23 protein-coding genes and 1 riboswitch are annotated in these 24,388 nt (G+C 70.0%); of the genes, 4 read left to right on the top strand and 19 right to left on the bottom strand.

The window, feature by feature from the left end:
- Position 1: 1 nt before the first annotated feature.
- The 6 genes from ABCR94_RS22200 to ABCR94_RS22175 form a co-directional block, all read right to left on the bottom strand.
- Positions 2–748 (bottom strand): endonuclease/exonuclease/phosphatase family protein, encoded by a 747-nt coding sequence (locus tag ABCR94_RS22200; RefSeq protein ID WP_347121510.1) that lies wholly within the window; start codon positions 746–748, stop codon positions 2–4.
- 315 nt (positions 749–1,063) lie between these two features.
- Complete coding sequence (locus ABCR94_RS22195; protein WP_347121508.1) at positions 1,064–2,005, bottom strand: ROK family glucokinase; 942 nt, start codon at positions 2,003–2,005, stop codon at positions 1,064–1,066.
- Between the two features lie 57 nt (positions 2,006–2,062).
- Entirely contained in the window at positions 2,063–2,554 is a 492-nt protein-coding gene (locus ABCR94_RS22190) for a DUF5304 domain-containing protein (protein WP_347121507.1), read from the bottom strand.
- Positions 2,555–2,638: 84 nt separating this feature from the next.
- Positions 2,639–3,850 carry an ArsA family ATPase gene (locus ABCR94_RS22185; protein WP_347121505.1) on the bottom strand — a complete coding sequence of 404 codons (1,212 nt, stop codon included), beginning with the start codon at positions 3,848–3,850 and terminating at the stop codon, positions 2,639–2,641.
- A 7-nt stretch (positions 3,851–3,857) separates the two neighbouring features.
- Positions 3,858–4,307, bottom strand: coding sequence for an SRPBCC family protein (locus ABCR94_RS22180; protein ID WP_347121503.1), 450 nt, complete (start codon positions 4,305–4,307; stop codon positions 3,858–3,860).
- A 70-nt stretch (positions 4,308–4,377) separates the two neighbouring features.
- A complete protein-coding gene (locus ABCR94_RS22175) occupies positions 4,378–5,127 on the bottom strand; it encodes a metallophosphoesterase family protein (RefSeq protein WP_347122009.1) in 750 nt (249 codons plus the stop codon).
- Positions 5,128–5,416: 289 nt separating this feature from the next.
- Between ABCR94_RS22175 and ABCR94_RS22170 the strand changes: the two genes are divergently transcribed.
- On the top strand, positions 5,417–7,213 hold the full coding sequence (locus tag ABCR94_RS22170) for an AMP-dependent synthetase/ligase (RefSeq protein WP_347121501.1): 1,797 nt from the start codon (positions 5,417–5,419) through the stop codon (positions 7,211–7,213).
- 111 nt (positions 7,214–7,324) lie between these two features.
- Here ABCR94_RS22170 and ABCR94_RS22165 read toward each other — a convergent pair whose 3' ends face one another.
- The 6 genes from ABCR94_RS22165 to ABCR94_RS22140 all read right to left on the bottom strand — a co-directional run bounded on the left by ABCR94_RS22165 (position 7,325) and on the right by ABCR94_RS22140 (position 14,118).
- Positions 7,325–8,467, bottom strand: coding sequence for a glycosyltransferase family 4 protein (locus ABCR94_RS22165; RefSeq protein ID WP_347121499.1), 1,143 nt, complete (start codon positions 8,465–8,467; stop codon positions 7,325–7,327).
- A gap of 61 nt (positions 8,468–8,528) precedes the next feature.
- Positions 8,529–9,776 carry a hypothetical protein gene (locus ABCR94_RS22160; RefSeq protein WP_347121497.1) on the bottom strand — a complete coding sequence of 416 codons (1,248 nt, stop codon included), beginning with the start codon at positions 9,774–9,776 and terminating at the stop codon, positions 8,529–8,531.
- A 69-nt stretch (positions 9,777–9,845) separates the two neighbouring features.
- Positions 9,846–10,874: a C40 family peptidase gene (locus ABCR94_RS22155; RefSeq protein WP_347121495.1), complete on the bottom strand. Its 1,029-nt coding sequence runs from the start codon at positions 10,872–10,874 to the stop codon at positions 9,846–9,848.
- 280 nt (positions 10,875–11,154) lie between these two features.
- Entirely contained in the window at positions 11,155–12,180 is a 1,026-nt protein-coding gene (locus ABCR94_RS22150; protein WP_347121493.1) for a C40 family peptidase, read from the bottom strand.
- A gap of 301 nt (positions 12,181–12,481) precedes the next feature.
- Positions 12,482–13,840: an NYN domain-containing protein gene (locus ABCR94_RS22145; protein ID WP_347121491.1), complete on the bottom strand. Its 1,359-nt coding sequence runs from the start codon at positions 13,838–13,840 to the stop codon at positions 12,482–12,484.
- 35 nt (positions 13,841–13,875) lie between these two features.
- Positions 13,876–14,118: a hypothetical protein gene (locus tag ABCR94_RS22140; protein WP_347121489.1), complete on the bottom strand. Its 243-nt coding sequence runs from the start codon at positions 14,116–14,118 to the stop codon at positions 13,876–13,878.
- Positions 14,119–14,252: 134 nt separating this feature from the next.
- Here ABCR94_RS22140 and ABCR94_RS22135 point away from each other — a divergent pair, with 134 nt between their 5' ends.
- On the top strand, positions 14,253–14,963 hold the full coding sequence (locus ABCR94_RS22135; RefSeq protein WP_347121487.1) for a rhomboid family intramembrane serine protease: 711 nt from the start codon (positions 14,253–14,255) through the stop codon (positions 14,961–14,963).
- Positions 14,960–15,241, top strand: a complete 282-nt coding sequence (locus tag ABCR94_RS22130; protein ID WP_347121485.1) for an Lrp/AsnC family transcriptional regulator — start codon at positions 14,960–14,962, stop codon at positions 15,239–15,241. Before ABCR94_RS22135 ends, ABCR94_RS22130 begins: the two co-directional genes overlap by 4 nt.
- Positions 15,242–15,324: 83 nt before the next feature.
- Here the strand turns inward: ABCR94_RS22130 and ABCR94_RS22125 are convergent, their stop codons facing one another.
- The 6 genes from ABCR94_RS22125 to ctaE all read right to left on the bottom strand — a co-directional run bounded on the left by ABCR94_RS22125 (position 15,325) and on the right by ctaE (position 22,484).
- Positions 15,325–16,710 carry an aminotransferase class V-fold PLP-dependent enzyme gene (locus tag ABCR94_RS22125; RefSeq protein WP_347121483.1) on the bottom strand — a complete coding sequence of 462 codons (1,386 nt, stop codon included), beginning with the start codon at positions 16,708–16,710 and terminating at the stop codon, positions 15,325–15,327.
- A gap of 175 nt (positions 16,711–16,885) precedes the next feature.
- Positions 16,886–17,002, bottom strand: a riboswitch (SAM riboswitch).
- An 85-nt stretch (positions 17,003–17,087) separates the two neighbouring features.
- Positions 17,088–18,152: an anthranilate phosphoribosyltransferase gene (gene trpD / locus ABCR94_RS22120; protein WP_347121482.1), complete on the bottom strand. Its 1,065-nt coding sequence runs from the start codon at positions 18,150–18,152 to the stop codon at positions 17,088–17,090.
- A gap of 163 nt (positions 18,153–18,315) precedes the next feature.
- Positions 18,316–19,944 (bottom strand): cytochrome bc1 complex cytochrome b subunit, encoded by a 1,629-nt coding sequence (gene qcrB / locus ABCR94_RS22115; RefSeq protein WP_347121481.1) that lies wholly within the window; start codon positions 19,942–19,944, stop codon positions 18,316–18,318.
- Positions 19,941–20,993 carry a cytochrome bc1 complex Rieske iron-sulfur subunit gene (gene qcrA, locus ABCR94_RS22110; protein WP_347121479.1) on the bottom strand — a complete coding sequence of 351 codons (1,053 nt, stop codon included), beginning with the start codon at positions 20,991–20,993 and terminating at the stop codon, positions 19,941–19,943. Before qcrA ends, qcrB begins: the two co-directional genes overlap by 4 nt.
- Positions 20,990–21,799: a cytochrome bc1 complex diheme cytochrome c subunit gene (gene qcrC, locus ABCR94_RS22105; RefSeq protein ID WP_347121478.1), complete on the bottom strand. Its 810-nt coding sequence runs from the start codon at positions 21,797–21,799 to the stop codon at positions 20,990–20,992. The genes qcrA and qcrC overlap by 4 nt, the downstream gene beginning before the upstream one ends.
- Before the next feature lie 64 nt (positions 21,800–21,863).
- Entirely contained in the window at positions 21,864–22,484 is a 621-nt protein-coding gene (gene ctaE, locus ABCR94_RS22100; RefSeq protein ID WP_347121477.1) for an aa3-type cytochrome oxidase subunit III, read from the bottom strand.
- Between the two features lie 178 nt (positions 22,485–22,662).
- Between ctaE and ABCR94_RS22095 the strand changes: the two genes are divergently transcribed.
- Entirely contained in the window at positions 22,663–23,064 is a 402-nt protein-coding gene (locus ABCR94_RS22095) for a hypothetical protein (RefSeq protein ID WP_347121475.1), read from the top strand.
- A gap of 36 nt (positions 23,065–23,100) precedes the next feature.
- Here the strand turns inward: ABCR94_RS22095 and ABCR94_RS22090 are convergent, their stop codons facing one another.
- Entirely contained in the window at positions 23,101–24,354 is a 1,254-nt protein-coding gene (locus ABCR94_RS22090) for a L,D-transpeptidase (protein ID WP_347121473.1), read from the bottom strand.
- Positions 24,355–24,388 lie beyond the last annotated feature (34 nt).

The following is a 24,388-nucleotide window of genomic DNA, read 5'->3' as shown; positions in this document are numbered from 1 at the left end:
CTTACCCCGCCGCCGGCACCCGCACCGCCGCCAGTACCGGCAAGTGGTCCGTCGCCGCCCTCAGATCCGTGTCCGGCAGGTACAACGGCACGCCGCATCCCAGCACTTCGACACCCCGCGTCGCGAAGAGCGCGTCGATGCGCTGGTGTGGGCGGTCCGGCGTCGAGGTGTACTCGCCACCCCACGGAGCCGTCGCCCAGCAGTCCTGAAGCCCCACCGCCAGGCGGCCGAACGCCCGGCCGTCCGGGCGGTCGTTGAGGTCGCCGCCCGCGATCGCATGCAGCACGCCCATCGCCGCGAGCCGGTCCAGCAGCAGCCCCGCCTGCGCGTAGCGCTCCTTGCTCTGCAGGCTGAGGTGGCAGCTCAGCACCCCTAGTCTCGCGCCCCCGATCCGCACGACCGCTGTGGCGAAGCCGCGTTGGTGCAGCCCCGGCGTACGCGGCAGCAGTACGTCCTCGGTCCGCTCCACCGTGGCACGCAGCGAGCACAGCAGCAGCGGCCCCGACGCGGTGGCGCCGCCGCTCAGCACCACGAGCTCACTCTTCGCCGCGAGCCGCGCCGCGTGTTTGCGCCAGCGGAAGAAGCGGGGCGCCTCCTGCACGAGCACCAGGTCGGGCTCGCAGGCACGGATCACCCGGGCCAGTGCGTCCTCGTCGTCGCGCATCGAGCGGATGTTGTAGCTGAGAACACGGATCACGGCCGAACCATCGGCCTCCGTACGGGATTCGGGCAGCATGCCAGTCGCCATGCTGATCAACATAGGGCAGCGCCCGCCGTGGCCACAGAGGGCACGGCGGGCGCTGTCGTACGTACTGGAGCCAGGGGATGTCCGGTCGGTCTCCGTGGGTCAAGGAGCGGGGTGTGGTGCGTGCAGCTGCGAGGCGGAGGAGGGGGAGATGGGCTCTCCCCCGGTCGAGCGAAGCCGCGAGCTTGAGGAAGAAGCCATCACGAGTGACGACAACGCCGCAGGAGGTCCCCCCTGGCCCTTAAGGCCTTGAGGGAGTGCCTGCCGGACCCCGCGACGCCACGGAGATCGACCGGACACCCCCTTGAGGCCGGAGCGTCAGCCCTGGCGGGCCAGGTCGGCCGCGCCGACCATTCCCGCCTTGCCGCCCAGCTGCGCGGCGAGCACCTGGGCGTGCGGCCGCCACTGGCCGCCGATCAGCCAGCGCCGGAACGACTTGCGGATCGGGTCGAGGACCAGCTCACCCTCGTCCGAGACGCCACCGCCGACGATGAACGCCGACGGGTCGAAGAGCGAGGCCAGGTCGGCCAGGCCCGCACCGGCCCAGCGGGCCAGCTCGCGGAAGGAGTCGACGGCCACCGGGTCGCCCTGCCGGGCGGCCGCGCTGACGTGCTTGCCCTCGATGCCGTCGGCCGTGCCGTCGCCCAGGGCGAGGAGGATCTCGGCGTTCTCCGGGGTGGCGTTGGCGCGCTGCTTGGCGTACCGGACGAGGGCGCGCCCGGACGCGTACTGCTCCCAGCAGCCCTGGCTTCCGCAGCCGCACAGCAGGCCGTCGGGGACGACCCGGATGTGCCCGAACTCGGCTGCCACGCCGAAGCGTCCGCGGCGCAGCTTGTTGCCGATGATGATGCCGCCGCCGAGGCCGGTGCCCAGCGTGATGCAGATGACGTCCTCGTGGCCCTGACCGGCACCGAACTTGTACTCGCCCCAGGCCGCCGCGTTCGCGTCGTTCTCGACGACGACGGGCAGGCCGACGCGCTGCTCGACCTTGTCCTTGAGCGGCTCATGGCGCCAGTTGATGTTCGGCGCGAAGAGGACGGTGGCTCGCTTGTCGTCGACGTAACCGGCGGCACCGATGCCGACCGCCTCGATCTGCTGGCCCTTTCCGGCCGCGGACACGGCCGCGCAGATCGCGTCGACGATGCCTTCGGCGGTCGGCGGCGTCGGCACCTTGTGTGTTTCGAGAATGGTGCCCTCTTCGTCGACCACGCCTGCCGCGATCTTCGTGCCGCCGATGTCGACGCCGATGGTGAGTCCCATTTTTCCCTCAGTTTTCGGTCGTGCCCCGCTAACGGGCAACCGTACCCGAGGAGCAGCTCAGTCCAGATCGATGTGTTCGCCGGACGGGGGGCCCTCGCCGTCGTCGTTCTTGTGGCCCTGGGGCTTCTGGGATTCCGGGGGCCCCTGGGACTTCCCGGACCCCTCCGGCCCCCGGGTCCAGCGGCCTTCCCGACCGGCGACGGCGGAGCGGTACGCGGCGAGCAGTTCGCCACCGGCCGCGGCCAGGTGGTCGATGACATCGGGGTTGCGCTCGATGACCGGCTCGACGGCGGACTTCGCCTGGTTGATCAGCTGCCGGGCGGCGCCCTGGGCGGCCATGCCGAGCAGTGGCGTCTGGAAGGAGGAGACCTTGTCGGCGACCGCTTCGACGAGCTTGCGCAGCTCGTCGGCCGCGGATCCCGGCGGCATCCCCTGCTGGGCGCGGCGGCGGGCCTTCTCGGCGGCGAGGTCCTCGGCACAGGCCTTCGCCCAGGCGTCGGCGTCGGAGGCCTCGGCGGGCTGGGGCGCGGGCTCAGTGGCATCGCTCATGGCGGACACTCCTGCGGCAGGACGGCGGTTCGTACGGTGCGTACGCCTCGTACCACCGACGTTACCCGAACGGTGGTACGGCGTTCACTGCGGCCGCGGCCACAGCTGCGGGTCCGGCGTGAATCGCATGCGAAGGACGCCGTCGCTGAGGCCCGCGCCGGAGACGGTGCAGCGGCGCAGCGCGGAGGGGAGGGCCACTATGCGGCGGAACCGGCCCGCGGTGAGCACGAGTTCGTCGCCGCGCCGGACCAGCGACAGCTCGTCCTTGACCGCGCCTGGCAGGGGCAGGTTCCAGATAAGGACATTGTCCTCGGCGAGCCGGTCCTCCACCTGCCACAGCGCCTCGCCGGGCACGGGCGCCTCGGGTGCGAGCTCCGCACCCGCCCCTTCCCCGAGCAGCGCAAGGTCGTCGAAGCCGCGCGGGTCCCGGCCGAGGTGGCGCACTTCTCGCAGCGGCGCGGTCGGCGACCACTCGTCGTGCCATTGGGCCAGGCACTTCTGCTGCTGGGCGGCAAGCACGGCGAGCCAGGTGTCCGGGGAGTCCTGCGGCAGTACCCGGTTCGCCACCACCGTGTCGACACCGAGGCCGAACAGGGCGATGCCGGTGCGGGCGGTGCCCAGCGCGTCGGCCCCGGCCGGTCCCGGCTCGGTGACCAGTCGTACGGTCGTGCCCGCGTCCTCTATCAGGGCCTGGACGGCGGCCAGTTCCGCCTCCCAGCGGGCGGCGGTCTCGTACAGCCACTGCGCGGGCATCGGGACGCCGGCGAGCTGGGCGAGCATGGGCCGCAGGGCGCGGGCCGCCTGGCGCTCGGCCGGCAGCAGCCGTCGCAGGTAGCGCCGCAGCTGTTCGGGCAGGGCGAGCACGGCGAGGGTCTCGGGCAGCGCGGGCATGTCGACGACCAGCAGGTCGTGGCCGGCGCTGGACGAACCATGGCCGCCCCGCGCGCGCAGTGCATGCAGCAGTGCGAACTGCTCGCTGCCCGGCAGCTCGGTCAGTTCCTCGTCGGCCAGCCTGTTGGCGCCGAGCAGGTCGAGCAGGGACCCGGCCCGTTCCTGGAGGGCGAGGAGTTCCGTGCGGAAGCGGGTGCCCGAGTCGGTCCTGGCGGCCCACAGGCCGGGCGCCACCTCGGTGGGCGTGGCGCCGGTGGGTGCGCCGAGAGCCGCGCCCAGGGTGTCGTCCCGGTCGGTGGAGAGCAGCAGGACACGCTGCCCGCTGCGGGCGGCCGCGAGTGCGGTCGCCGCGGCGACGGTGGTGCGGCCCGCGCCTCCGAGGCCGGTGACGAGGACCGTACGCATCAGGCGATCAGGCCTTCGGGTCGGACTCGACGCGCTTCTTCAGCCCGGCCAGCGCGCGGTCGATGATGACCTTCTCGGCCTTGCGCTTGATCATGCCGAGCATCGGGATCTTGACGTCGACGGTCAGTTGGTACGTGACCTCGGTGCGGCTGCCGCCGTCCACGGCCTTGAGGCTGTACGAGCCGTCGATGGCGCGCAGCATCTGGGACTTGACGAGCGTCCAGCTGACCTCGTTGTCGCCGGTCCAGGTGTACGCCAGGGTGTGGTCGTCCTTGATCGCCCCGGCATCCAGGAGCAGGCGCACCTGCTCGGCGCGGCCCTGGGCGTCGGTGGCCAGTACCTCGGCCTCCTTCACCTCGCCGGTCCAGTCGGGGTAGCGGGCGAAGTCGGCGATCACGCCCATCACGTCGGCCGGTGTCGCCTCGATCGTGATACTCGAGCTGGTGTGTTCCGCCATCGCTGTGGCTCCTCCAGTGCGGTTCCGGTCACGGGTGCGTGCCGCGTGAAGGCTACCGCTATCGGCCAGGTCACCACTCCAGTGCCCAGGGCCGCCCGGTGGACGCGAAGTGCCCGACGTTCACGCACTCGGTCGCGCCGACGCGCATCCGGCGGGCCAGCGGCTGATGGACGTGGCCGAAGAGGGCGTACCGGGGGCGGGTGCGGTGGATCGCGTCGAGCAGGGCGGTGCTGCCGCGCTCGAAGCGGCGCGCGACGGTGTCGTACACCAGTTCCGGCACCTCGGGCGGGATGTGCGAGCAGAGCACGTCGACCTCGCCCAGGGCCTCGACCTTGGCGGCGTACTCCTCATCGTCGATCTCGTACGGCGTATTCATCGGTGTCCTGAGCCCGCCGCCGACGAAGCCGAAGACGCGGCCGCCGATCTCGACGCGCTCGCCGTCGAGGACGGTGGTGCCCGGCGCGGCGTACTCCGGCCAGAGGTCCGGCATGTCGACGTTGCCGTAGGTGGCGTACGTCGGGGTGGGGAAGGCGGCGAAGAGTTCGGTGTACTGCTTGCGCACCGCGGCCTCGGTGGCGGCCTTGCGGTCGAGGCCCGCCCACAGCCTGCGGCCCAGGTCACGGGCCTCCTCGAAGCGGCGGGCGTTGCGCAGTTCCACGATGAGATCGGCGTTCTCGACGCCGAAGAGGTCGGGGAAGATGCCGCGTGAGTGGTCGGCGTAGTCGAGGAACAGGATCAGATCGCCGAGACAGATCAGGGCGTCCGCGCCCTCTCCCGCCCTGGCGAGATCCTTCGCGTTCCCATGGACGTCACTCACCACATGCAGTCGCATGGAGATCACCCTAGGACTCCCTGCTCAGCCCCGGTAGAGGGGGTCGGACCTGCGGTTACTTCCGGGCCTTCATGAAGGTGCACTAGTCTGCGCGGAGCATCGCCACGACGTGTGACGCAGCGAACATCTGGCCAGGACCCCCTATCCGGAACCCAGTACTCGTGGGTAACGTCCGGGCAGTCCAGTCGTGCTCACCCCACTGAGCACCTGCCCGATCTTGGACCGCAGCCGACGCACACACTGACGTGGCGCCGGCGCCCGATGAGGAGCAGCAGTCTTGCGCGAGTTCAGCCTTCCGGCCCTGTACGAGGTCCCTACGGACGGCAACCTGACGGATCTCATCCGCCGCAATGCCGCTCAGCACCCAGACGTGGCGGTCATGAGCCGCAAGGTCGAAGGTGCCTGGGCGGATGTCACCGCCACCGAGTTCCTCGCCGAGGTCCGCACCGCCGCCAAGGGCCTGATCGCGTCCGGCGTCCAGCCGGGCGACCGGGTCGCCCTGATGTCCGCCACCCGCTACGAGTGGGTGCTCCTCGACTTCGCGATCTGGAGCTCCGGCGCGGTCACCGTGCCGGTGTACGAAACCAGCTCCGCCGAGCAGGTCCAGTGGATCCTGGGCGACTCCGGTGCGACCGCCGTGATCACCGAGAACGACGCACACCGCGCGGCGGTCGAGTCCGTACGCGAGAGGCTTCCCGCCCTCGAACACATCTGGCAGATCGACCAGGACGCGGTCGGGCAGCTGCGTTCGGCCGGCGCCGGAGTCACCGAGGAGACCGTCGACGAGCGCAGCGCCGCCGCCAAGGCGGACGACCCGGCGACGATCGTCTACACCTCGGGCACCACCGGACGCCCCAAGGGCTGCGTGCTCAGCCACCGCAGCTTCTTCGCGGAGTGCGGCAACGCGGTGGAACGCCTGAAACCGCTGTTCCGTACGGGCGAGTGCTCGGTGCTGCTCTTTCTGCCGGCCGCGCATGTCTTCGGGCGTCTGGTCGAGGTGGCCGCTGTGATGGCGCCGATCAAGCTCGGCTGCGTACCGGACATCAAGAACCTCACCGATGAGCTGGCCTCCTTCCGGCCGACGCTGATCCTCGGTGTGCCGCGCGTCTTCGAGAAGGTCTACAACTCGGCGCGGGCCAAGGCCCAGGCCGACGGCAAGGGCAAGATCTTCGACAAGGCGGCGGACACCGCGATCGCCTACAGCCGCGCGATCGGCACCCCGCAGGGCCCGGCGCTGGGGCTCAAGCTGAAGCACAAGGTCTTCGACAGGCTGGTCTACAGCAAGCTGCGCACGGTGCTCGGCGGGCGCGGCGAGTACGCGATCTCCGGCGGCGCCCCGCTCGGTGAGCGCCTCGGCCACTTCTTCCGCGGCATCGGCTTCACGGTCCTGGAGGGCTACGGCCTCACCGAGTCGTGTGCGGCGACGACCTTCAACCCGTGGGACCGGCAGAAGATCGGCACGGTCGGCCAGCCGCTGCCCGGTTCCGTGGTGCGGATCGCGGACGACGGCGAGGTGCTGCTGCACGGCGAGCATCTCTTCTCGGGCTACTGGAACAACGAGACCGCCACCGTGGAGGCGCTGACCGACGGCTGGTTCCACACCGGTGACATCGGCACGCTCGACGAGGACGGTTACCTCGCGATCACCGGCCGGAAGAAGGAAATCATCGTCACGGCGGGCGGCAAGAACGTCGCCCCCGCGGTGATCGAGGACCGCATCCGGGCGCACGCGCTGGTCGCCGAGTGCATGGTGGTGGGCGACGGGCGGCCGTTCGTGGGCGCGCTGGTCACCCTCGACGAGGACTTCCTGGGCCGCTGGGCAGCGGAGAACGGCAAGCCGGCCGGGTCGACCGCGGTGGAGCTGCGCGACGATCCGGATCTGCTCGCGGTCGTCCAGCAGGCCGTGAACGACGGCAACGCGGCGGTGTCCAAGGCGGAGTCGGTGCGCAAGTTCCGGGTGCTGCCGGCCCAGTTCACCGAGGAGGCCGGGCACATCACGCCGTCGCTGAAGCTGAAGCGCAATGTGGTGGCGAAGGACTTCGCCGACGAGATCGAATCGATCTACCGGGGCTGAGCCGCCCTGGGAGCAGGGGCTGTGCGAACAGCCCCCGTGGACCGACACCGATGGAGCCCGCGACCCGGGCTCCATCGGGCGCCCCTCCCCCGAGAGGGCGTCAGAGGCCGCTCAGAGCAGCGCCTTGAGCTTCTCCGCGAGGAGGTCCCAGCGCCACGTCTCCTCGACCCACTCCCGCCCGCGCTCCCCCATCCGCCGTCGCAGACCGGGGTCCTGGAGCAGCGTGACGATCCGGTCGGCCGACTCCTCCGCGGATCTGCCGCGCACCACCCAGCCGGTCTCCCCGTCCAGTACGGCGTCGGGCGCGCCACCCGAGTCGCCCGCGACCACCGGCAGGCCGGTCGCCGAGGCCTCCAGGTAGACGATGCCGAGGCCCTCGACGTCGAGGCCCCCACGGCGGGTGCGGCAGGGCATGGCGAAGACGTCACCGGCGCCGTAGTGCGCGGGCAGCTCCGCCCAGGGCACCGGTCCTGTGAAGCGCACCGAGTCCGTGACGCCGGTCTCGGCGGCCAGCTTCGACAGCTCCTTGGCGTACGGTCCACCGCCCACGATCAGCAGCACCGCGTCCGGCACCGCGCGCAGGATCCGGGGCATCGCCAGGATCAGCGTGTCCTGGCCCTTGCGCGGCACCAGCCGGGACACGCACACCACCACGGGCCGGTCCGCGAGCCCGAGCCGCTCCCTGACCGCGTCGCCGCCCGAGCCGGGGTGGAAGGTCTGCTCGTCGACGCCGGGCGGCAACTGGGCCATCCGCGCGACGGCTTCGGGCGTGAGCGCGCCGGCGATCCGTGAGCGCGTGTACTCGCCGAGGTAGGTGATCGTGTCCGTGCCCTCGCCGATCCTGCGCAGCAACTGCCGGGCGGCGGGCAGTTGGGCCCAGCCCGCCTCATGGCCGTGCGTGGTCGCGACGAGCCGGGTCGCCCCCGCCCTGCGCAGCGCCGGGGCCATCAGGGCAAGCGGCGCCGCCGCCCCGAACCACACGGAGGTACAGCCGTGTTCACGCAGCAGCCCCACCGCACGGCGGGTGACGCGGGGCGTAGGCAGCAGCATCGTCGCGCGGTCCCGTACGACGGTGAAGGGCTGCTCGGCGTCGAAGGCCGCGGTGGCATCGGCGCCCTCCTGGCCGCGCTTCCACGTCGAGGCGTAGACGACGAGCTGCTCGGGGTCCAGACGCAGCGCCATGTTGTGCAGGAACGCCTGGATGCCGCCGGGGCGGGGCGGAAAGTCATTGGTCACGATCAAGGTCTTGTGCATCGCCGCCGACAGTACCGAACGGCCCAGCGTCCTGGGCCGGACACCGCCGAGTGCGGGGCGCTCAGGCCAGCTGCTCGCGCAGATACTCCCGCCACCGCACTGTGAAGTCCTCGGGCGTGGTCCCGAGCTCCTCCTGCATCGCCTTCTCGACCGCGCCCTCCCGCTGCTCGTGCCCTCCGACGGCCCGGTAGAAGGCCGCCAGCCGCTTCTCGCCCCACTCCTCGGCGATCAGCCTGCAGGCCAGCCAGCCGCCCTCGTACGCCTGCGCGAGGGCGTCCGCGTCCCCGCCGAAGCCGAAGGCCTTGTCGGTGGGCAGGGCGGCGGGCAGCTCGCGGCCGCGTACGGCGCGCGCCAGTTCGGGAGCGACCTCGCGCGCGGTGCGTCCGGTGCCGCGGTACGCCACCCAGTCCGCCAAGCCCTCCGAGAGCCACATCGGGGTGGCGGCGGACGTATGGGCGCGGGTCGCGACATGGGCCGACTCATGTGTGAGGACGATCTGCTGCCCGAACCCGCCGAGCACCGCGTACGCGTCGGGGTTGACGATCACCCGGTCAGCCGACGCCGCGCCCGAGCCGCCCGCCTCTCCGGTGGTGACGGCCGCGATGCCCCGGTATCCGGCGGCAGGCCCGCCCAGCAGCGAGGCCATGCCGTCGACGGAGGAGGGCACGAGGACGACCACACGCCGCGTCCACCGGCCCTGCCAGGCACGGTCGACCGCGGGCACCGCGCGGTCGGCGGCGTTCGCGATCTCGCGCAGGCGCCGCTCGCTCTGGCCGACGCCGAGCACCAGGCTGTGCTTGCCGCGCACGGCCGTGACCCTGCCCTGCTCCCAGAGCTGCCGTGCGGCGCCACCGTCCCCGCCCTCGGTGTCGCCGGGCTTTTCGGCCGCGACGTACCAGCGTCCGTCCCGCTGCGTCAGGTCCAGTTCCTCGGTGGCCTTCACCGGTGCGCCGTCGTACCCGTCGAGGCGGTAGCTCAGCTCGACCCGGGCGGTGGCCCGCCCCGCGCCCGTGCGGTCGAGTCCGGTCAGCCGGTACGCCCAGGAGCGCAGCGGCACCTGCGCGAGATTCGCGAACTCCCGGCGCTCGGCCGCCCGCAGGCTGTCCGCGCGGGGGTCGATCGGGGCCAGATAGGCGGCCTCGTCACGGTCGACCACGGCGGCCGCCCTGCGGTCCAGCGTCCGCTGGACGTCCCGGGCCGCGGCGCCCCCGGGCTCGCCGGGAGACGTGCACGCGGAGGCGAGGAGGAGCACGGCGAGGGCCTGCCCCGCCCACCGGCCTCGTCCCGCACCCCGCCACTGACCTGCCACCCCGCCGATCGTACGTGCCCGGGCGCGGCGCGATCGGAGCGCCGGGGGCCCGCGCCGGGCCTGGCCCGCTCAGACCCGGGTCACCGACGAGACCGGCATCATCCCGACCGGGTCGTAGCGCACGGGGGCGCCCGGGTACGGCGCGTGCACCACCTGACCGTTGCCCACGTACATCCCGATGTGGCTGGCGTCGTCGCGGTACGCCACCAGGTCGCCGGGCTGCGCCTGGTCCATGGAGACCTGCCGGCCCGCGTAGCGCTGCGCCTGCGAGGTGCGCGGCAGCGAGACGCCAGCCTGCGCGTACGACCACTGGGTGAGCCCCGAACAGTCGAAGCCAGTCGGGCCGTTGGCACCCCAGATGTACGGCTTGCCCACGGCCTGCTGCGCGGCGAGCACCGCTGCCGCGGCCCGCCCGGAGGCCGGTGCGCCGCCCAACTGGGGCGGTGTGTCGCCGCGGCCCGCGCGCGAGGCGCGGTCGTGCTCGTCGCGCTCCTCGGACGGCAGCGAGTTCAGCAGCCGTCGCGCCTCGGTGAGCTTGCGCTCGACGACGCGCTTGTGACGGGAGACCGCCGCCCTGCTGCGTTCCAGCTCGGTGAGCTTGTGGGAGGCCTCCACGCGCTCCTGGCCCAGCTTGCGCTGCGCGGCCCGGAGGCCGAGCAGGGAGTCCGCCTGACGGGCACTGAGGCGGTCGAGCACGGCGGCCTTGTCGAGATAGCTGTCGGGGTCCTCGGACAGCAGCAGCGCCAGGGCCGGGTCCATACCGCCGGACCGGTACTGGGCACCCGCGACCGAACCGAGCGCCCCCCGCATGTGGTTGATGCTCTCCTGGCCGCGTGCGGCCCTGTCCTGGGCCTGGGCCACCTGCTCGCGCAGCTGGTCCGCGTGCTCGTCGGCCTTGTTGAACCGCTCGGTGGCCTGCTCGGCCTGCTCGTACAGGCGGTCGACCCGGGCCTGCGTGGCAGTGGCCGTGTCCTGTGGATCGGCGCTCGCCGGTGCACCCCCGAGCGTCGCCGCCGCGGTCGCCGCGGCCGCGGACAGAACTGTGACCCGGGCGCTCTGCGTGAGGCCGGGCTGTGAGGGACGCCGATGGGTCGCCACAGGAAGCCGCACTCCCTTCCGCTGCGTGCAATCCCCCTGCCGCCCGGGGCGGGCGGACCAATGGACCGGGGAGCTGCGCGAGCAGACAGTAGCCGTGCGATCACGCACTGACCAAAGACCGCGCCGTGCACACACAGTGACGCCCCGCCGGAGGACCAGGTCACCGGCGGGGCGGAGCGTCAGCGGGAGTCACCGGAATTCGCCCGAATGGGCGGTGCCGACGGCAACCCGTGGTGTTCTTCGGATACCCACACCGACTCGGGTGGGCGGTCCGAACCGATCAGATACGGACACCGAACTGGAAGGTGCCCATGTAGTCCATCGACTCGTAGCGCACCACGGCACCCGGCTTCGGGGCGTGCAGGATCTGGTTGTTCCCGGCGTACAGGCCGACGTGCGCCAGGTTGTTGAAGAACACCAGGTCGCCCGGCTTGAGCTCGCTCTTGCCGATCTTGGTGCCGTCGGCGTGCTGGGTGAACGTCGTCCGGGTGATCGAGACACCGGCCTGCGCGTACGCCCACTGGGTCAGCCCGGAGCAGTCGTAGGAGTTGGGGCCGGTGGCGCCGGAGACGTACGGCTTGCCCTGCTGGGTCGCCGCCGCGCTGAGCGCCGCGGCCCCACGCTGGGAGGCGGGCGCCTCGTTGCCGAGCTCGACCCGGTCGCCGGCCGCGCGGCTGGCGCGCTGCTCCTTCTCCTGCATCTTCGCGCGCTCGGCTGCGGTCAGCGTGTTCAGCAGCTTCTGCGCCTCGGCGAGCTTGCCCTGGAACTTCTGCTTCTTGTCGCCGAGTTCCTTGCGGACGTCCTCAAGGTCGTCGAGCTTGTCGGTCGCCTCGGTGCGCTGCTGCGCGAGCGTGCGCTGCTTCGCCTTGACCTTCTGAAGCGCCTCGGCCTGCTTGCCGCTCAGCTGGTCGAGCGCGCCGGCCTTGTCGAGGAAGTTGTCCGGGTCGGCCGAGAGGAAGAGCTGCATGGACGGGTCGATGCCGCCGGTGCGGTACTGGGCACTCGCCACCGAACCGAGTTCGCCGCGGAGGTCGTTGAGCTCACCCTGGCCGCGGGCGACCTTGTCCTGGAGGTTGTCGACCTCTTCCTTGAGCGTTTCCTGCCGCTCCTTGGCGCCGTTGTACTTCTCGGTGGCGGCCTCGGCCTCGTGGTAGAGCTTGTCGACCTTGGCCTTGACCTCGGTCTTGGTCGGCTTGGGGTCGGCCTGAGCGGTCTGCGATGTGAGAGCGACGGCAGCGGCAGCGGTCGCGGTGAGCACGGTCACGCGTGTGCGGCTCGGCTGCTTGGGTCGACGGTGGGACGCCACGAAGGCGAGCTCCTTCTTCCTCTGCCGCCTACCGGGTGGGGACGAATCCCCGGCTCCATGGTCGGTTCCCCCGCGGAACTGGACCGAACTGCACGGACTCGGCGGTGCCTTCGCTGCCACCCCGGATGGGTGGTCTACTGCGCGAAGGTTCGAGGGCAGACCTTAGTGACCTTCTTGTGATCAGTTCAAATCCTCAAGAGAAAAAACTCCATCAGAGATGCATTCTTTACTCGCACCACACGCGCAGTAATGACCACTTGACGTTACGTTCTGTCAATTGGGGCATTACGCGCACCAGTTACTAGACGCGCGAAAGCCGCTTCAGCAACAAGACGGACGCGACCGGCCTGGCGCCCGCCTTGGCCACTCCGTCGGCCACTTCACGGTCGGTGGAGACCACCACGACGGGACGGCCGGGCGGCTCCGCCCGCACCAGCTGCCTGATGACCTCGTCCGCGGTCACCCCCGCCTTGCTGAACAGCACCCGCACCCCGCGCGGCGGCGCGAGCAGCACCGGCGCCGCCAGCTCCGCCCCGTCGAAGACGCAGGTCACCTCGGCTCCGGTCTGCGCGGCGAGCATCGAGAGGCCGCCGAGCAGCCGCAACCGCTGCTTGTCCAGCGGCATCTGCGGATAGCCGGTCTTGGTGACGTTGTACCCGTCCACCACCAGATGGGCCTGCGGCAGCGCCAGCAACTGGTCGAGCAGCGCGGGGTCCGTGTCGGACAGTGCCCTGGCCGCGATGTCTTTGGGGGTCATACGGCCCGGCTCGACGGCGTCCACGGTGTCCGCGGGGCGCAGGGTGGCCGGCGGCAGCGCCAGCTCCCGGCGCAGCCCCTGGGCAGCGTCCAGCACCGTGTCGAGCAGCAGCCGCACCCGCATGTCCTCCATACTGCGGCCCTCACGCACGGCCCTGCGCCCCGCCTCGGCGGCCGCCTCCGCCTCACCGAGGCGGGACTTGAGACGCCTGGACTCGCTCTCGGCCGAGGTGACATGAGCGGCGGCCGCGGCCTTGATGGAGTCGATCTCGGCGCCCGTACGGCGCAGGGCGGCATCGCCGCGCTTCACATCGCTCAGCGCGCTGCGCAGTTTGCGGTGCAGTATGTCGACTTCCTTGCGGGCCGTCTCCAGCTCCGTGCGCAGCCGCTCGGTCTCGCTCTTGGTGTGCTCGCGGGCCTGCGTCAGCTCCTCGCGCAGCCGCTCCAGTTCCTGCTGGGCTGCCTCGTCGGCGCGCTCGGCGTCCGCGCGCTGCGCCTCTTCGCCCGCGGCGGCCACCAGCTTGACCCAGCCGACGGGCCGCAGCACGTAGGCGGCGGCCGCCACATCGACGGGGTCGGCGGCGGCGGGCGGCGAACCGGCCTCCAGTGCGCCCGCCAGCTCGGGCTGCGCCTCGCGCAGCCGCTCGCCGATACGCTGGCGGAACAGCGGGTCGCTCTCCAGGGCGGCTGCCATCGCGTTGCCCGCGAACTTGGCACGCCGCGTCGGGGTGAAGCGGGCGTACTGTCTCAGCTGGGCCGGGAGTTCGGCGACGGTGAGCCCGCCGAACGCGTCCGAGACCAGCGCGACGACCTTGCGCCGCACGCCTTCGGGCAGCGGGCGGTCGAGCACCTCGGCTGCGTCCCCGGCCGAGCCGGCCGGGTCGGCGCCTTGCGCGTGCTCCACAATCCGTCACCCCATCACCTATCGGGCCGGTCCGCTCAGGAGCCGACTCCAGGCCTGTCCACCAGTTCGATCTGGTCCACGGCATTGCACCAGCGGCACCGCACCGACTCGATGGTCTCACTGACCACCTCGCGTTCCTCGACCTTGGACTCTCCGGCCAGGTCGAGGTGGACGTACTCGACGACCTTGGAGGAGCGGGTCACGTCGAACCGCGTGAGATTGCCGCACAGTGCGCAGCGCCACCGGGTCTCGGTAGTCGGCAGGGGAACCGTCGTCATATGCCGTCCTCTTTCGTTGTGCCTACTGCCCGTAACCCTACGGCCTCGCGGGTACCGGGCGTGGCGGGCGTCGAGCAGGTGAGACCCGGCGAGGCACTCTGTCCGACCCGGTCCCGTTACGTCACACTCTGTCCATGATCGATTGGCGGCAAGCGGCCCGGGGCCCGGTGGTGACATACGGCCTGATCGGTGTGTGCTGTCTGGCCTTCGTCATCGGCCCCGTCTCCGGCTTCAACCCGGCATACGGCACGGGCGACACCCTGCTCGCCGCCCAGAGCGCGTACTTCGAGCGGTGGGGCGTGATTCCCAGCGAGCTGCTGAGCGGTTCCGGTGCGGCGCTGGTCACCCCGGTCACCGCCCTGTTCGTGCACGGCGGCTGGCTCCACCTGCTGGGCAACATGCTCTTCCTGTACGTCTTCGGGATGATGGCCGAGGAAAGGATGGGCCGCGTGCAGTTCGCCCTGTTCTACGTGGCCTGCGGCTATCTCGCCCTGTTGGCGTACGCCGTCGCGCACGCGGACTCCGACCAGACGCTGGTCGGCGCCTCCGGCGCGATCTCCGCGGTGCTCGGCGCCTTCCTCTTCCTCTTCCCCAGGGCCCGGGTCACCAGCCTGTTCCCCTTCCTCCTTTTCCTGCCGCTGCGCTTCCCCGCCTGGATCGTGCTGATCTTCTGGTTCGCCCTCCAATGGCTGGCGGCGCGGAGCGCCGACTCCGGTCCCGGGGTCGCGTATCTCGCGCACCTGGTGGGCTTCTGCACGGGCTTCCTCTACGCCTGGGGGCGGTACGGGCGTACGGATAGAGTGAGAGCCCCAGCGCAGGCCACCGAGGGAGAAAGCCAACCGTGATCACCGCGATCGTGCTCATCAAGACCAGCGTGGACCGGATCCCCGAGATCGCCGAGTCGATCGCCTCGCTCGAAAGCGTCAGCGAGGTCTTCTCGGTCACCGGTACGTACGACCTGATCGCCATGGTGCGCGTGGCCAAGCACGACGACCTCGCCGATGTCATCCCCGGCAGCATCAGCAAGATCCCCGGCGTCGAGGGCACCGACACCCATGTCGCGTTCCGTACGTACTCGCAGCACGACCTCGAAGCGGCCTTCGCCATCGGCCTCGACGCGTAACGTCCGCGCCGCGCGATCGCCCCGCCGCAACGAAGCCGCACGGGGCGCCCGCCTCGTGGCGTGCACCCCGTGCGGTCAGGTCCCTAGAGCGCCGGCGTGTTCACGGAGTCCCGGTCCGGCACGCAACGGCCGTCCTCGGTGCGGTAGTTCCACTGCGCGCCCTGCTGTACGAGCTCCTTGACGGCGCCCACGAACCGCTCCACGTGCTCGTCGGGCGTCCCCGCGCCGAAGCTGACCCGGATCGCGTTCAGCGAGCGCTCGCCCGGCTCGGCCTCGGGGGCGCCGCACTCCCCCGGGTCCTGCGCGTCGCTGCCGAGCAGGGTGCGCACCAGCGGGTGGGCGCAGAACAGACCGTCCCGTACGCCGATTCCGTACTCGGCGGACAGCGCGGCGGCGAAGTGCGAGCTGTTCCAGCCCTCGACCACGAACGAGATGACGCCGACGCGCGGGGCGTCGTCCCCGAAGAGAGACAGCACCCTGACCGCGTCGACCTCGGCGAGGCCTTCGCGGACCTTGGTGACGAGCCCCTGCTCGCGCTCGACCAGCGAGTCGAAGCCGGCCTCGGTGAGCGCCTTGCAGGCGGCGGCGATCGAGTAGACCCCGATGACGTTCGGCGAGCCGGCCTCGTGGCGGGCCGCCGTGGTGTGCCACTCGACGTCCACGCCGCCGTCGCCGCGCCGGGCGACCTTGCGCGAGGCCCCGCCGCCCGCGAGGTAAGGCTCGGCGGCCTGCAGCCAGTCGGCGCGGCCCGCGAGCACACCCGAGCCGAACGGCGCGTACAACTTGTGCCCGGAGAAGGCGACCCAGTCGACGTCCAGCTCGTCGATGTCCAGCGAGTGGTGCGGCGCGAGCTGCGCGGCGTCCAGCACGATGCGCGCGCCGTGGGCGTGCGCCGCGGCGGCGAGCTCCTTCACCGGCCACAGCTCACCGGTGACGTTCGAGGCGCCGGTGACGCAGACCAGCGCCGGACCGTGGGGATCGCGGGCGGCCAACGCGCGCTCCAGGGTCTCGACGGCCTGGGTCGGGGTCCGCGGCGCGTTCAGGTAGGTCACCTCGGCGTCGCGCCAGGGCAGCAGGGACGCGTGGTGCTCGGTCTCGAAGACGAAGACCTGGCAGTCGGCGGGCAGCGCCGCGGCCAGCAGGTTCAGCGAGTCGGTGGTGGACCGGGTGAAAACGACCTGGTCGCTCTCGCGGCAGCCGAGGAACTCCGCGACGGTGGCGCGGCTGTTCTCGAAGAGGTCGGTCGACAGCTGCGAGAGGTAACCGGCGCCGCGGTGCACGCTGCCGTAGTACGGGGCGTACGCCGCCACGTCGTCCCACACCCGCTGCAGGGCCGGGGCGCTCGCCGCGTAGTCAAGGGCGGCGTAGGTGACCTCGCCACCGGTGACGAGCGGCACGAGAACATCTCGCCCAAGCACGGGCAGAGGCGCACAAAGGGTCTGGTCGGCGGCAACAGTGGAGACAGACATGGCGAACTCCCGTGGAGGGCAGGCGAATTCACTGCGCCGGCAGGCATGCGGCAACGCAGGAAAGACGAAAAGGGGGTGCGGAAGTGGGGCTACGAGCCCTATCGCATTCGCTTGCTCACGAGACTGCTCCCTTGAGGACCAGGACCCCAGAGGCTGTGACATTCAAAGATGCCAGGGTCCGCGCTTGCCGTAGACCTTTCTGTCTACGGCCTGGTCTTCACCCGGGGCACCCCGCCACGGACGGAGGGTTGCCGGACAGCAAGCCGGGGCCAAAACGCTGTCACTCATGACCTGTGCAGAATCTTGCCACACGATCCAAAAGACGCAAGGCGCAGTCCAGAGTTCGGACTGCGCCCTGCGTCACACAAACCCGTTCCTCAGCTGTTGCTGGCCGCCACCCAGCGCTCCAGCGCCGCGCGCGCCGCCCCCGAGTCGATCGCCTCGGCGGCCTTGCCGATGCCCACCGCGAGCTGCTCGGTCAGGGTCGCGTCGGTCGGGTCCAGCGCGACCAGCGCCGCCGCCGTATTGAGCAGCACCGCTTCCCGCACGGCCCCGGTCTCGCCCGCCAGCAGCCGGCGCGCGACGTCCGCGTTGTACGACGCGTCCGCGCCCCGCAGCGCCTCGACGGGCACGATCTCCAGGCCCACGTGACGCGGGTCGAAGGCCTCCTCGCGGACGGCTCCGTCGCGTACCACCCAGACGCGGGAGGTCGCGGTGGTGGTCAGCTCGTCGAGTCCGTCGTCGCCGCGGAAGACCAGCGCGGAATTTCCCCGTTCGGCGAGCACACCCGCCACGATGGGGGCCATCCGGGCGTCCGCGACCCCGACCGCCTGCGCCCGTACCCTCGCCGGGTTCGTCAGGGGGCCGAGAATGTTGAAGGTGGTCTGCGCGCCCAGCTCCTTGCGCGCCTTCGCGGCGTACCGCAGGGCGGGGTGGAACTTCACGGCGAAGCAGAAGGTGATGCCCGCCTCCTCCGCGACCTCGGCGACGCGCCGCGGCGTCAGCTCCAGGTTGACGCCGAGCTTCTCCAGGACGTCCGAGGCGCCGCTCGCCGACGACGCGGCGCGGTTGCCGTGCTTGACGACCTTGGCGCCGGTGCCCGCGACGACGATCGCCGACATCGTGGAGATGTTGACGGTCTTGGCCAGGTCGCCGCCGGTGCCGACGATGTCGACCGTACGGCCGGGCACCTCGATGGTGTTGGCGTGCGCGTACATCGCGCGCACCATCCCTGAGACCTCGTCGACCGTCTCGCCCTTGGCCCGCAGCGCGACCGCGAACCCGGCGATCTGGGCGTCGGTCGCCTCGCCGCTCATGATGCGGTCCATGGCCCACGCCGTGTCGTCCGCGGTCAGGTTCTCGCCGCGCAGCAGGGCGTTCAGCACACCCGGCCAGGAGCCGGCCGCCACGCTGTCGCCGCCAACCGGGGTCACAACGTTCATGGTCCGCTCCTGGGTCCACAGCCGAATAAGGATGGCCCCACCCTATCCAGCCCCCGGGAACGGCGAGGAGCCCCGTCCAGAATGGGATCTCCCCTGCTCCTTAAGAGCTTGGGGAAGGACGGGGCTCCTGCCGTGGCGACCTTTCGGTCACATGCTCAGGTGATCAGTGGTGGCCGTGGCCGCTGGTGATCTCCTTGTACTCGTCGGCGGTGGGCTTGGGAATCTGGTTGCCCTCGCCGTACATACCCTTGCTCAGCTTGACCTTCAGCTTCTGCGAGCCGGAGACCTTGCGCCGCACACCGTTCTCGTCGACCGTCGCGCCGACCTCGGCGGGCTCGTACTGCTCGTGCGCCGTGAGGGTGTGCAGGTCCTCCTGGTTGAGCGGCTGGTGGACCTCGACGAACTCACCGTGCGGCAGCCGCTTGATGATGCCGGACTCGCGTCCGTGCAGCACCTTCTCCGCGTCGCGCCGCTGCAGACCCATGCAGATCCGCTTGGTGGCGATGAACACGAGGACAGGTCCGACGAAGAAGAAGATCCGGACGAACCAGGAGATCGTGTTGATCGACAGGCTGAATTGGGTGGCCCAGATGTCGTTGCCGCCACCGATCAGCATGATGAAGTACGCCGCGATCCAGGCCGCACCGAAGCCGGTACGGGTCGGGGCGTTGCGCGGGCGGTCCAGGATGTGGTGCTCGCGCTTGTCCCCGGTGACCCAGGATTCGATGAACGGATAGACCGCGATCGCGCCCAGCACCAGCGGGAAGATCATCAGCGGGATCATCACGCCCAGGGCCAGCGTGTGGCCCCAGATGTTGATCTCCCAGCCCGGCATCACTCGGATCAGCCCCTCGGCGAAGCCCATGTACCAGTCGGGCTGTGCGCCGGTGGAGACCTGGTCGGGCCGGTACGGACCGAGTACCCAGACCGGGTTGATCGTGAACATCGCCGAGATGGCCGCGATGACACCGAAGACCAGGAAGAAGAAGCCTCCGGCCTTGGCGATGTAGACCGGCAGGAGCGGCATGCCGACGACGTTCTTGTTGGTGCGGCCGGGACCCGCGAACTGCGTGTGCTTGTGGAAGAAGACCAGGATCAGGTGCGCCACCACAAGGCCGAGCATGATGCCGGGCAACAGCAGGATGTGGATCGAGTAGAACCTGGCCACCATGTCGTGGCCCGGGAACTCTCCGCCGAACAGGAACATCGAGATGTACGTGCCGACGACCGGCATGGACAGGATCGCGCCCTGGGTGAAGCGGACACCGGTGCCCGACAGCAGGTCGTCCGGGAGCGAGTAGCCGGTGAAACCGGTGAACATGCCCAGGACGAACAGCAGGAAGCCGAACAGCCAGTTGATCTCACGCGGCTTGCGGAAGGCGCCCGTGAAGAACACGCGCATCATGTGCACGAACATCGCCGCGAGGAAGATCAGCGCGGCCCAGTGGTGGATCTGCCGGATGAGCAGACCGCCGCGGACGTCGAAGCTGATCTCCAGGGTCGACGCGTAGGCCTCCGTCATACGGATGCCCTGCATCGGCACGTACGAGCCGTGGTACACGACCTCGTTCATGCTCGGGTGGAAGAACAGCGTCAGATACACACCCGTGAGGATGATGATGATGAAGCTGTAGAGGCAGATCTCGCCCAGCATGAAGGACCAGTGGTCCGGGAAGATCTTGCGCATGTTGGCCTTGGCGAGGCTGTAGATGCCCAGCCTGCCGTCGGCCCAGTCGGCGACCTTCTCGCCGGCGGGCGCCTCTTTGCGCTGTGGTTCGGTGACGGTACTCATCCGCGCTCCCAGAAGGAAGGACCGACGGGCTCTTCGAAGCCGCTGAGCGCTTCGAGGAATCCTTCGTCATTCACACCGATCCGCAGCTGCGGAAGCGCGTGACCGGCCGGGCCGAAGATGACGCGCGCGCCGTCGGAGAGGTCGAAGGTGGACTGGTGACACGGGCAGAGCACGTGGTGCGTCTGCTGCTCGTACAGGCTGATCGGGCAGCCGACGTGGGTGCAGATCTTCGAGAACGCCACGATGCCCTCGTGGGCCCATTCGAGCTGGCGCTTGTCCTTGATGTCCTTCGGCTGGATGCGGACGATCATCAGGGCGGCCTTGGCGATCTCGTTGTTGAACTCGTGATTGTCCTCAGTCAGCCCTTCCGGCATGGCGAAGGTCAGCGAACCGACCGCCACGTCCTCGGGCCGCAGGGGCTCCATAGTGTTCTGGTTGATCAGCATCTTGCCCTTGGCCCACAGCGTCTCGCGCAGCTTCTTCTCGGGCAGCGGCCCGAGGTCGCGCAGCAGCACCACACCGGCGAGCGGCACCATGGCCATCGCGCCGAACATCGTGGTGCGGATCAGCTTGCGGCGCCCGATGGCCGATTCCTGGGCTCCGGCCCTGAAGTCGGCCATCACCTTGGCCTTGACCTCGGGCTCGGCCGAGATCGCGTGCCGCTCGTCGGCGACCTCCACGTCGGACATCAGGGTGCGGGCCCAGTGGACCGCCCCCGCGCCGATGCAGAAGAGCGCCAGACCGAGGGTCATGCCCAGCGAGAAGTTGAGCGCGCTCACGTTGCCGAACAGCCAGATGTACACGATCTGGTCGACCGGGAAGGTCACGAAGGAGGCGATGAAGCCGACCGTCGCCAGCATGGACAGCGTGAAGAGGAACGCGACCGTGCGCTCGGAGCGCTTGGCTGCCTCTTCGTCGATGTCCTGGATGCGCGGCTTGTGGGCCGGCAGCCCCGGGTTGGCGAACGGATCGTCCGACCCGGCCACCTCGCCGTGCGAGGCGTCCTGCTCACTGGGCAGGTTCTCTTCTGAAATCTCTTGGCTACTCATGACTTCTTGGCCTTAGCGGTGTGGGCCGCGACCCAGACGGCGCATGCGACGAGCGAACCCAGACCGAAGATCCAGGAGAAAAGACCTTCACTGACCGGACCGAGGCCGCCCAGCGCATGGCCGCCCGGGTTCTCGGACTGCTCACCGTTCACGGTCTGGATGTACGCGATGATGTCCCTCTTCTGCTCCTCCGGCAGCGTGCCGTCGGGGAAGGAAGGCATGTTCTGCGGGCCGGTCTGCATGGCCTCGTAGAAGTGCTTCGGGTCCACGCCCTCAAGGTTCGGGGCGTACTTGCCGTTGGTCAGCGCGCCGCCCTCACCGGTGAAGTTGTGGCACTGGGCGCAGTTGGTACGGAACAGGTCGCCACCCTTGGCGATGTCCGCACCTTCGGGGTTGTACTGCTTTTCGGCCGGGATGATGGGGCCGGCGCCGAGCGAAGCGACATACGCGGCAAGCTGATCAATATCGGCCTGCGAGTAGATCTTCTTCTTCTTCGGCACCTGGGCGCCGGGCTGCTGCGCCGGCATACGGCCGGTGCCGACCTGGAAGTCCACTGCGGCCGAGCCGACGCCGACGAGGCTCGGCCCGTCGGTGCCACCCTGACCGCCGGTGCCGTGGCAGCTGGAGCAGCCGACGGCGTACAGCTTCTTGCCCTCCTCGATGGCGAGGGACTGGGCGGTTTCATCGGCCTGGGCCTTGCCCGCGGGGGCGAACGCGGCGTACAGCCCCCCGGTGGCCGCCAGCGCGAGGAGTAGGACGACGACCGCCGCCAGCGGATGGCGTCGTCGTGCGGAGAGCTTTTTCACGGATTACCCCGGTGTCAGGATCTTCTGCGTCGGTGACTGGATGCGGGACGGGTGCGGACCCGACCTACTTGATCATGTAGATCGTGGCGAAGAGCCCGATCCAGACGACATCGACGAAGTGCCAGTAGTAGGACACGACGATGGCGGCGGTTGCCTGTTCATGGGTGAATCTCTTGGCCGCGTACGTGCGGCCCAGGACCAGCAGGAAGGCGATGAGTCCGCCCGTCACATGCAGTCCGTGGAACCCGGTGGTCAGGTAGAACACCGAGCCGTACGGGTCGGACGAGAGCGAGAGGCCCTCGTGCTTGACCAGCTCGGTGTACTCGTACACCTGGCCGCCGATGAAGAACGAACCCATCACGAAGGTGAGAATGAACCAGGCCCTGAGCTTCTTCACATCGCCACGCTCGGCGGCAAAGACGCCGAGCTGGCAAGTCAGGGAAGAGAGCACCAGGATCGTGGTGTTTGTCGCCGAAAACGGGAAGTTCAGCGATGACGCCATTTCCTTCCAGTGGTCGGGACCCATCACCGATCGCAGGGTGAAGTACATCGCGAAGAGGGCCGCGAAGAACATCAGCTCGGAACTCAGCCAGATGATGGTTCCGACGCTGGTGAGGTTCGGCCGATTGACCGACGGGTGCGCGTGCCCGGTATCTACTGTCGTTGCTGTCGCCACGACCGACATTATGTCGGTCGCTTATCCCGCCCTCACTCCCGGGGGTGCCATTCGGTGTGTCAGGACCGTGTGCCCTGCCCGAACGGCCCACCGAAGCCCTGTCCGAACCGGTACTGACAGGGCGTTCGGCGGAGTAGCATCCGCGCATCGGCGCCTGAGCCGATGCCGCCGACGAATCGGAGGAACCATGCAGTCGAGCGCCACGGTCCTGGTCTACAGCGACAACGCCAACACCCGTGAACAGGTGCGGCTGGCAGCTGGTCGCAGGCCCGCCGCGGACGTTCCGCCGGTCGAGTTCTTCGAGTGCGCGACGCTGCCCGCCGTCCTGAAGGCCCTGGACGAGGGGGGCATCGACGTCTGTGTGCTGGACGGCGAGGCGGTTCCCGCGGGCGGCATGGGCGTCTGCCGGCAGATCAAGGACGAGATCTTCAACTGCCCGCCCGTGCTGCTGCTGATCGGCCGCCCGCAGGATGCCTGGCTGGCCACCTGGAGCCGCGCCGAGAGCGCGGTGACCCTCCCCGTGGAGCCGGTGAACTTCGCCGGCGCGCTGGCCGACCTGCTGCGCACCAGGCTCGCCGTCGAGGCCTGATATCCGCGGAGATCCGCCGGACGCCCCGAGGCCCCGTCAGACCTCCGGCCGCAGTCGGGCCGCGTCGACGGGGCTTCTGCCGTCCTGGGTGCCGGCCAGCAGGGCGCTGCCCTTGCGCCACTTGTCCCAGGACAGGTTCCAGTCGCCGAAGCCGTTGCCGAAGGTGTCCATGGTGTCGCCGTAGCTGTTGACGACCTTGACGATGTCGCCCTGACGGACGGTCTCGTAGAACCAGGCGGCGTTGCCCGTGCTCATGCCGGTGCAGCCGTGGCTGACGTTGCTGGAGCCCTGCGAGCCGACGGACCACGGGGCCGCGTGGACGTACTCACCGCTCCAGGTGACGCGCGTCGCGTAGTAGACGGGCAGGTTGTACGAGTCCGACGTGCCCTCCGGGATGCCGATGCTCGTACCGCGCATCCGTACGAAGTACTCCTTGCCCAGTACCACCTTGACCCCGTTGCGGGTGGAATAGCCCGGTTTGCCGGTGGTCACCGGGATGGTATTGATCACTTCGCCGTTGCGCTTGACCGTCATGTAGTGCGAGCCCGCGTCGGTGACGGCCTCGATACGGTCGCCCGTGGTGAGCTTCAGGACCTTTGTCGCGCCGCCGTAGAGCTTGTCTGCGACCTTGATGCCTTCGAGGTTGCTGCGCACCTCGATGGTGGCGTTGGCGGGCCAGTACTCCTTCGGGCGGAAGTGCAGATTCTCACTGTCGACCCAGTGCCAGGCTCCGTCCACCGAGGGCTTCGACTCGACCCGCAGGCCACGCTCGACGACCGCTCTGGCCTCCTTGCCCTTGACGGGGGCGCTGAGTTCGGCGGTGACGGGCTGCCCGACGCCGTACTTGCCGGCCTCCGGGCCGAAGGTGACCTTCAGCTTCTTCTTCGCCGGCGCCGTGTCGAAGGTGAGTATGCGCCTGCCCGGCGAGCCGCTCTTGTCCTCGGTGCTGACCCGGGCCGCGTAACGCGCCCCTGCGGCCAGCGGGGCGGTGCTGTGCCAGCGGGCCCCGTCGGCGGAGAGTTCGCCCGCCAGATAGCGACCTGCGGCGTCGGTGACCGTCACGTCGGTGATCCGGCCGTTCTTGCTCTTGGCCATGACCTCAAGGGGCTTGTCCGGGTCGGCCTTGGCCGTGCCCTCGGCTCCGTTGAAGGAGATCTGGCCCGCCGCGTCGTAGGGCGTCGCCGAGAGCGGATGGCTGTCGGACTCGCCGCAAGCGGTGACTCCCGCCCCGAGGGACACGACCAGCAGGGAGCAGCTCAGGACCGTCCGGATTCGAGGTGAATTGGTCATGATCACACGTTATGAACATAAACCGGATCCGGCG

Source organism: Streptomyces changchenzhani (genome assembly GCF_039766235.1).
Taxonomy (GTDB): Bacteria; Actinomycetota; Actinomycetes; order Streptomycetales; family Streptomycetaceae; genus Streptomyces.
The sequence above is the reverse complement of the archived record's forward strand: the minus strand, read 5'-3'. Positions and strand labels throughout refer to the sequence as shown.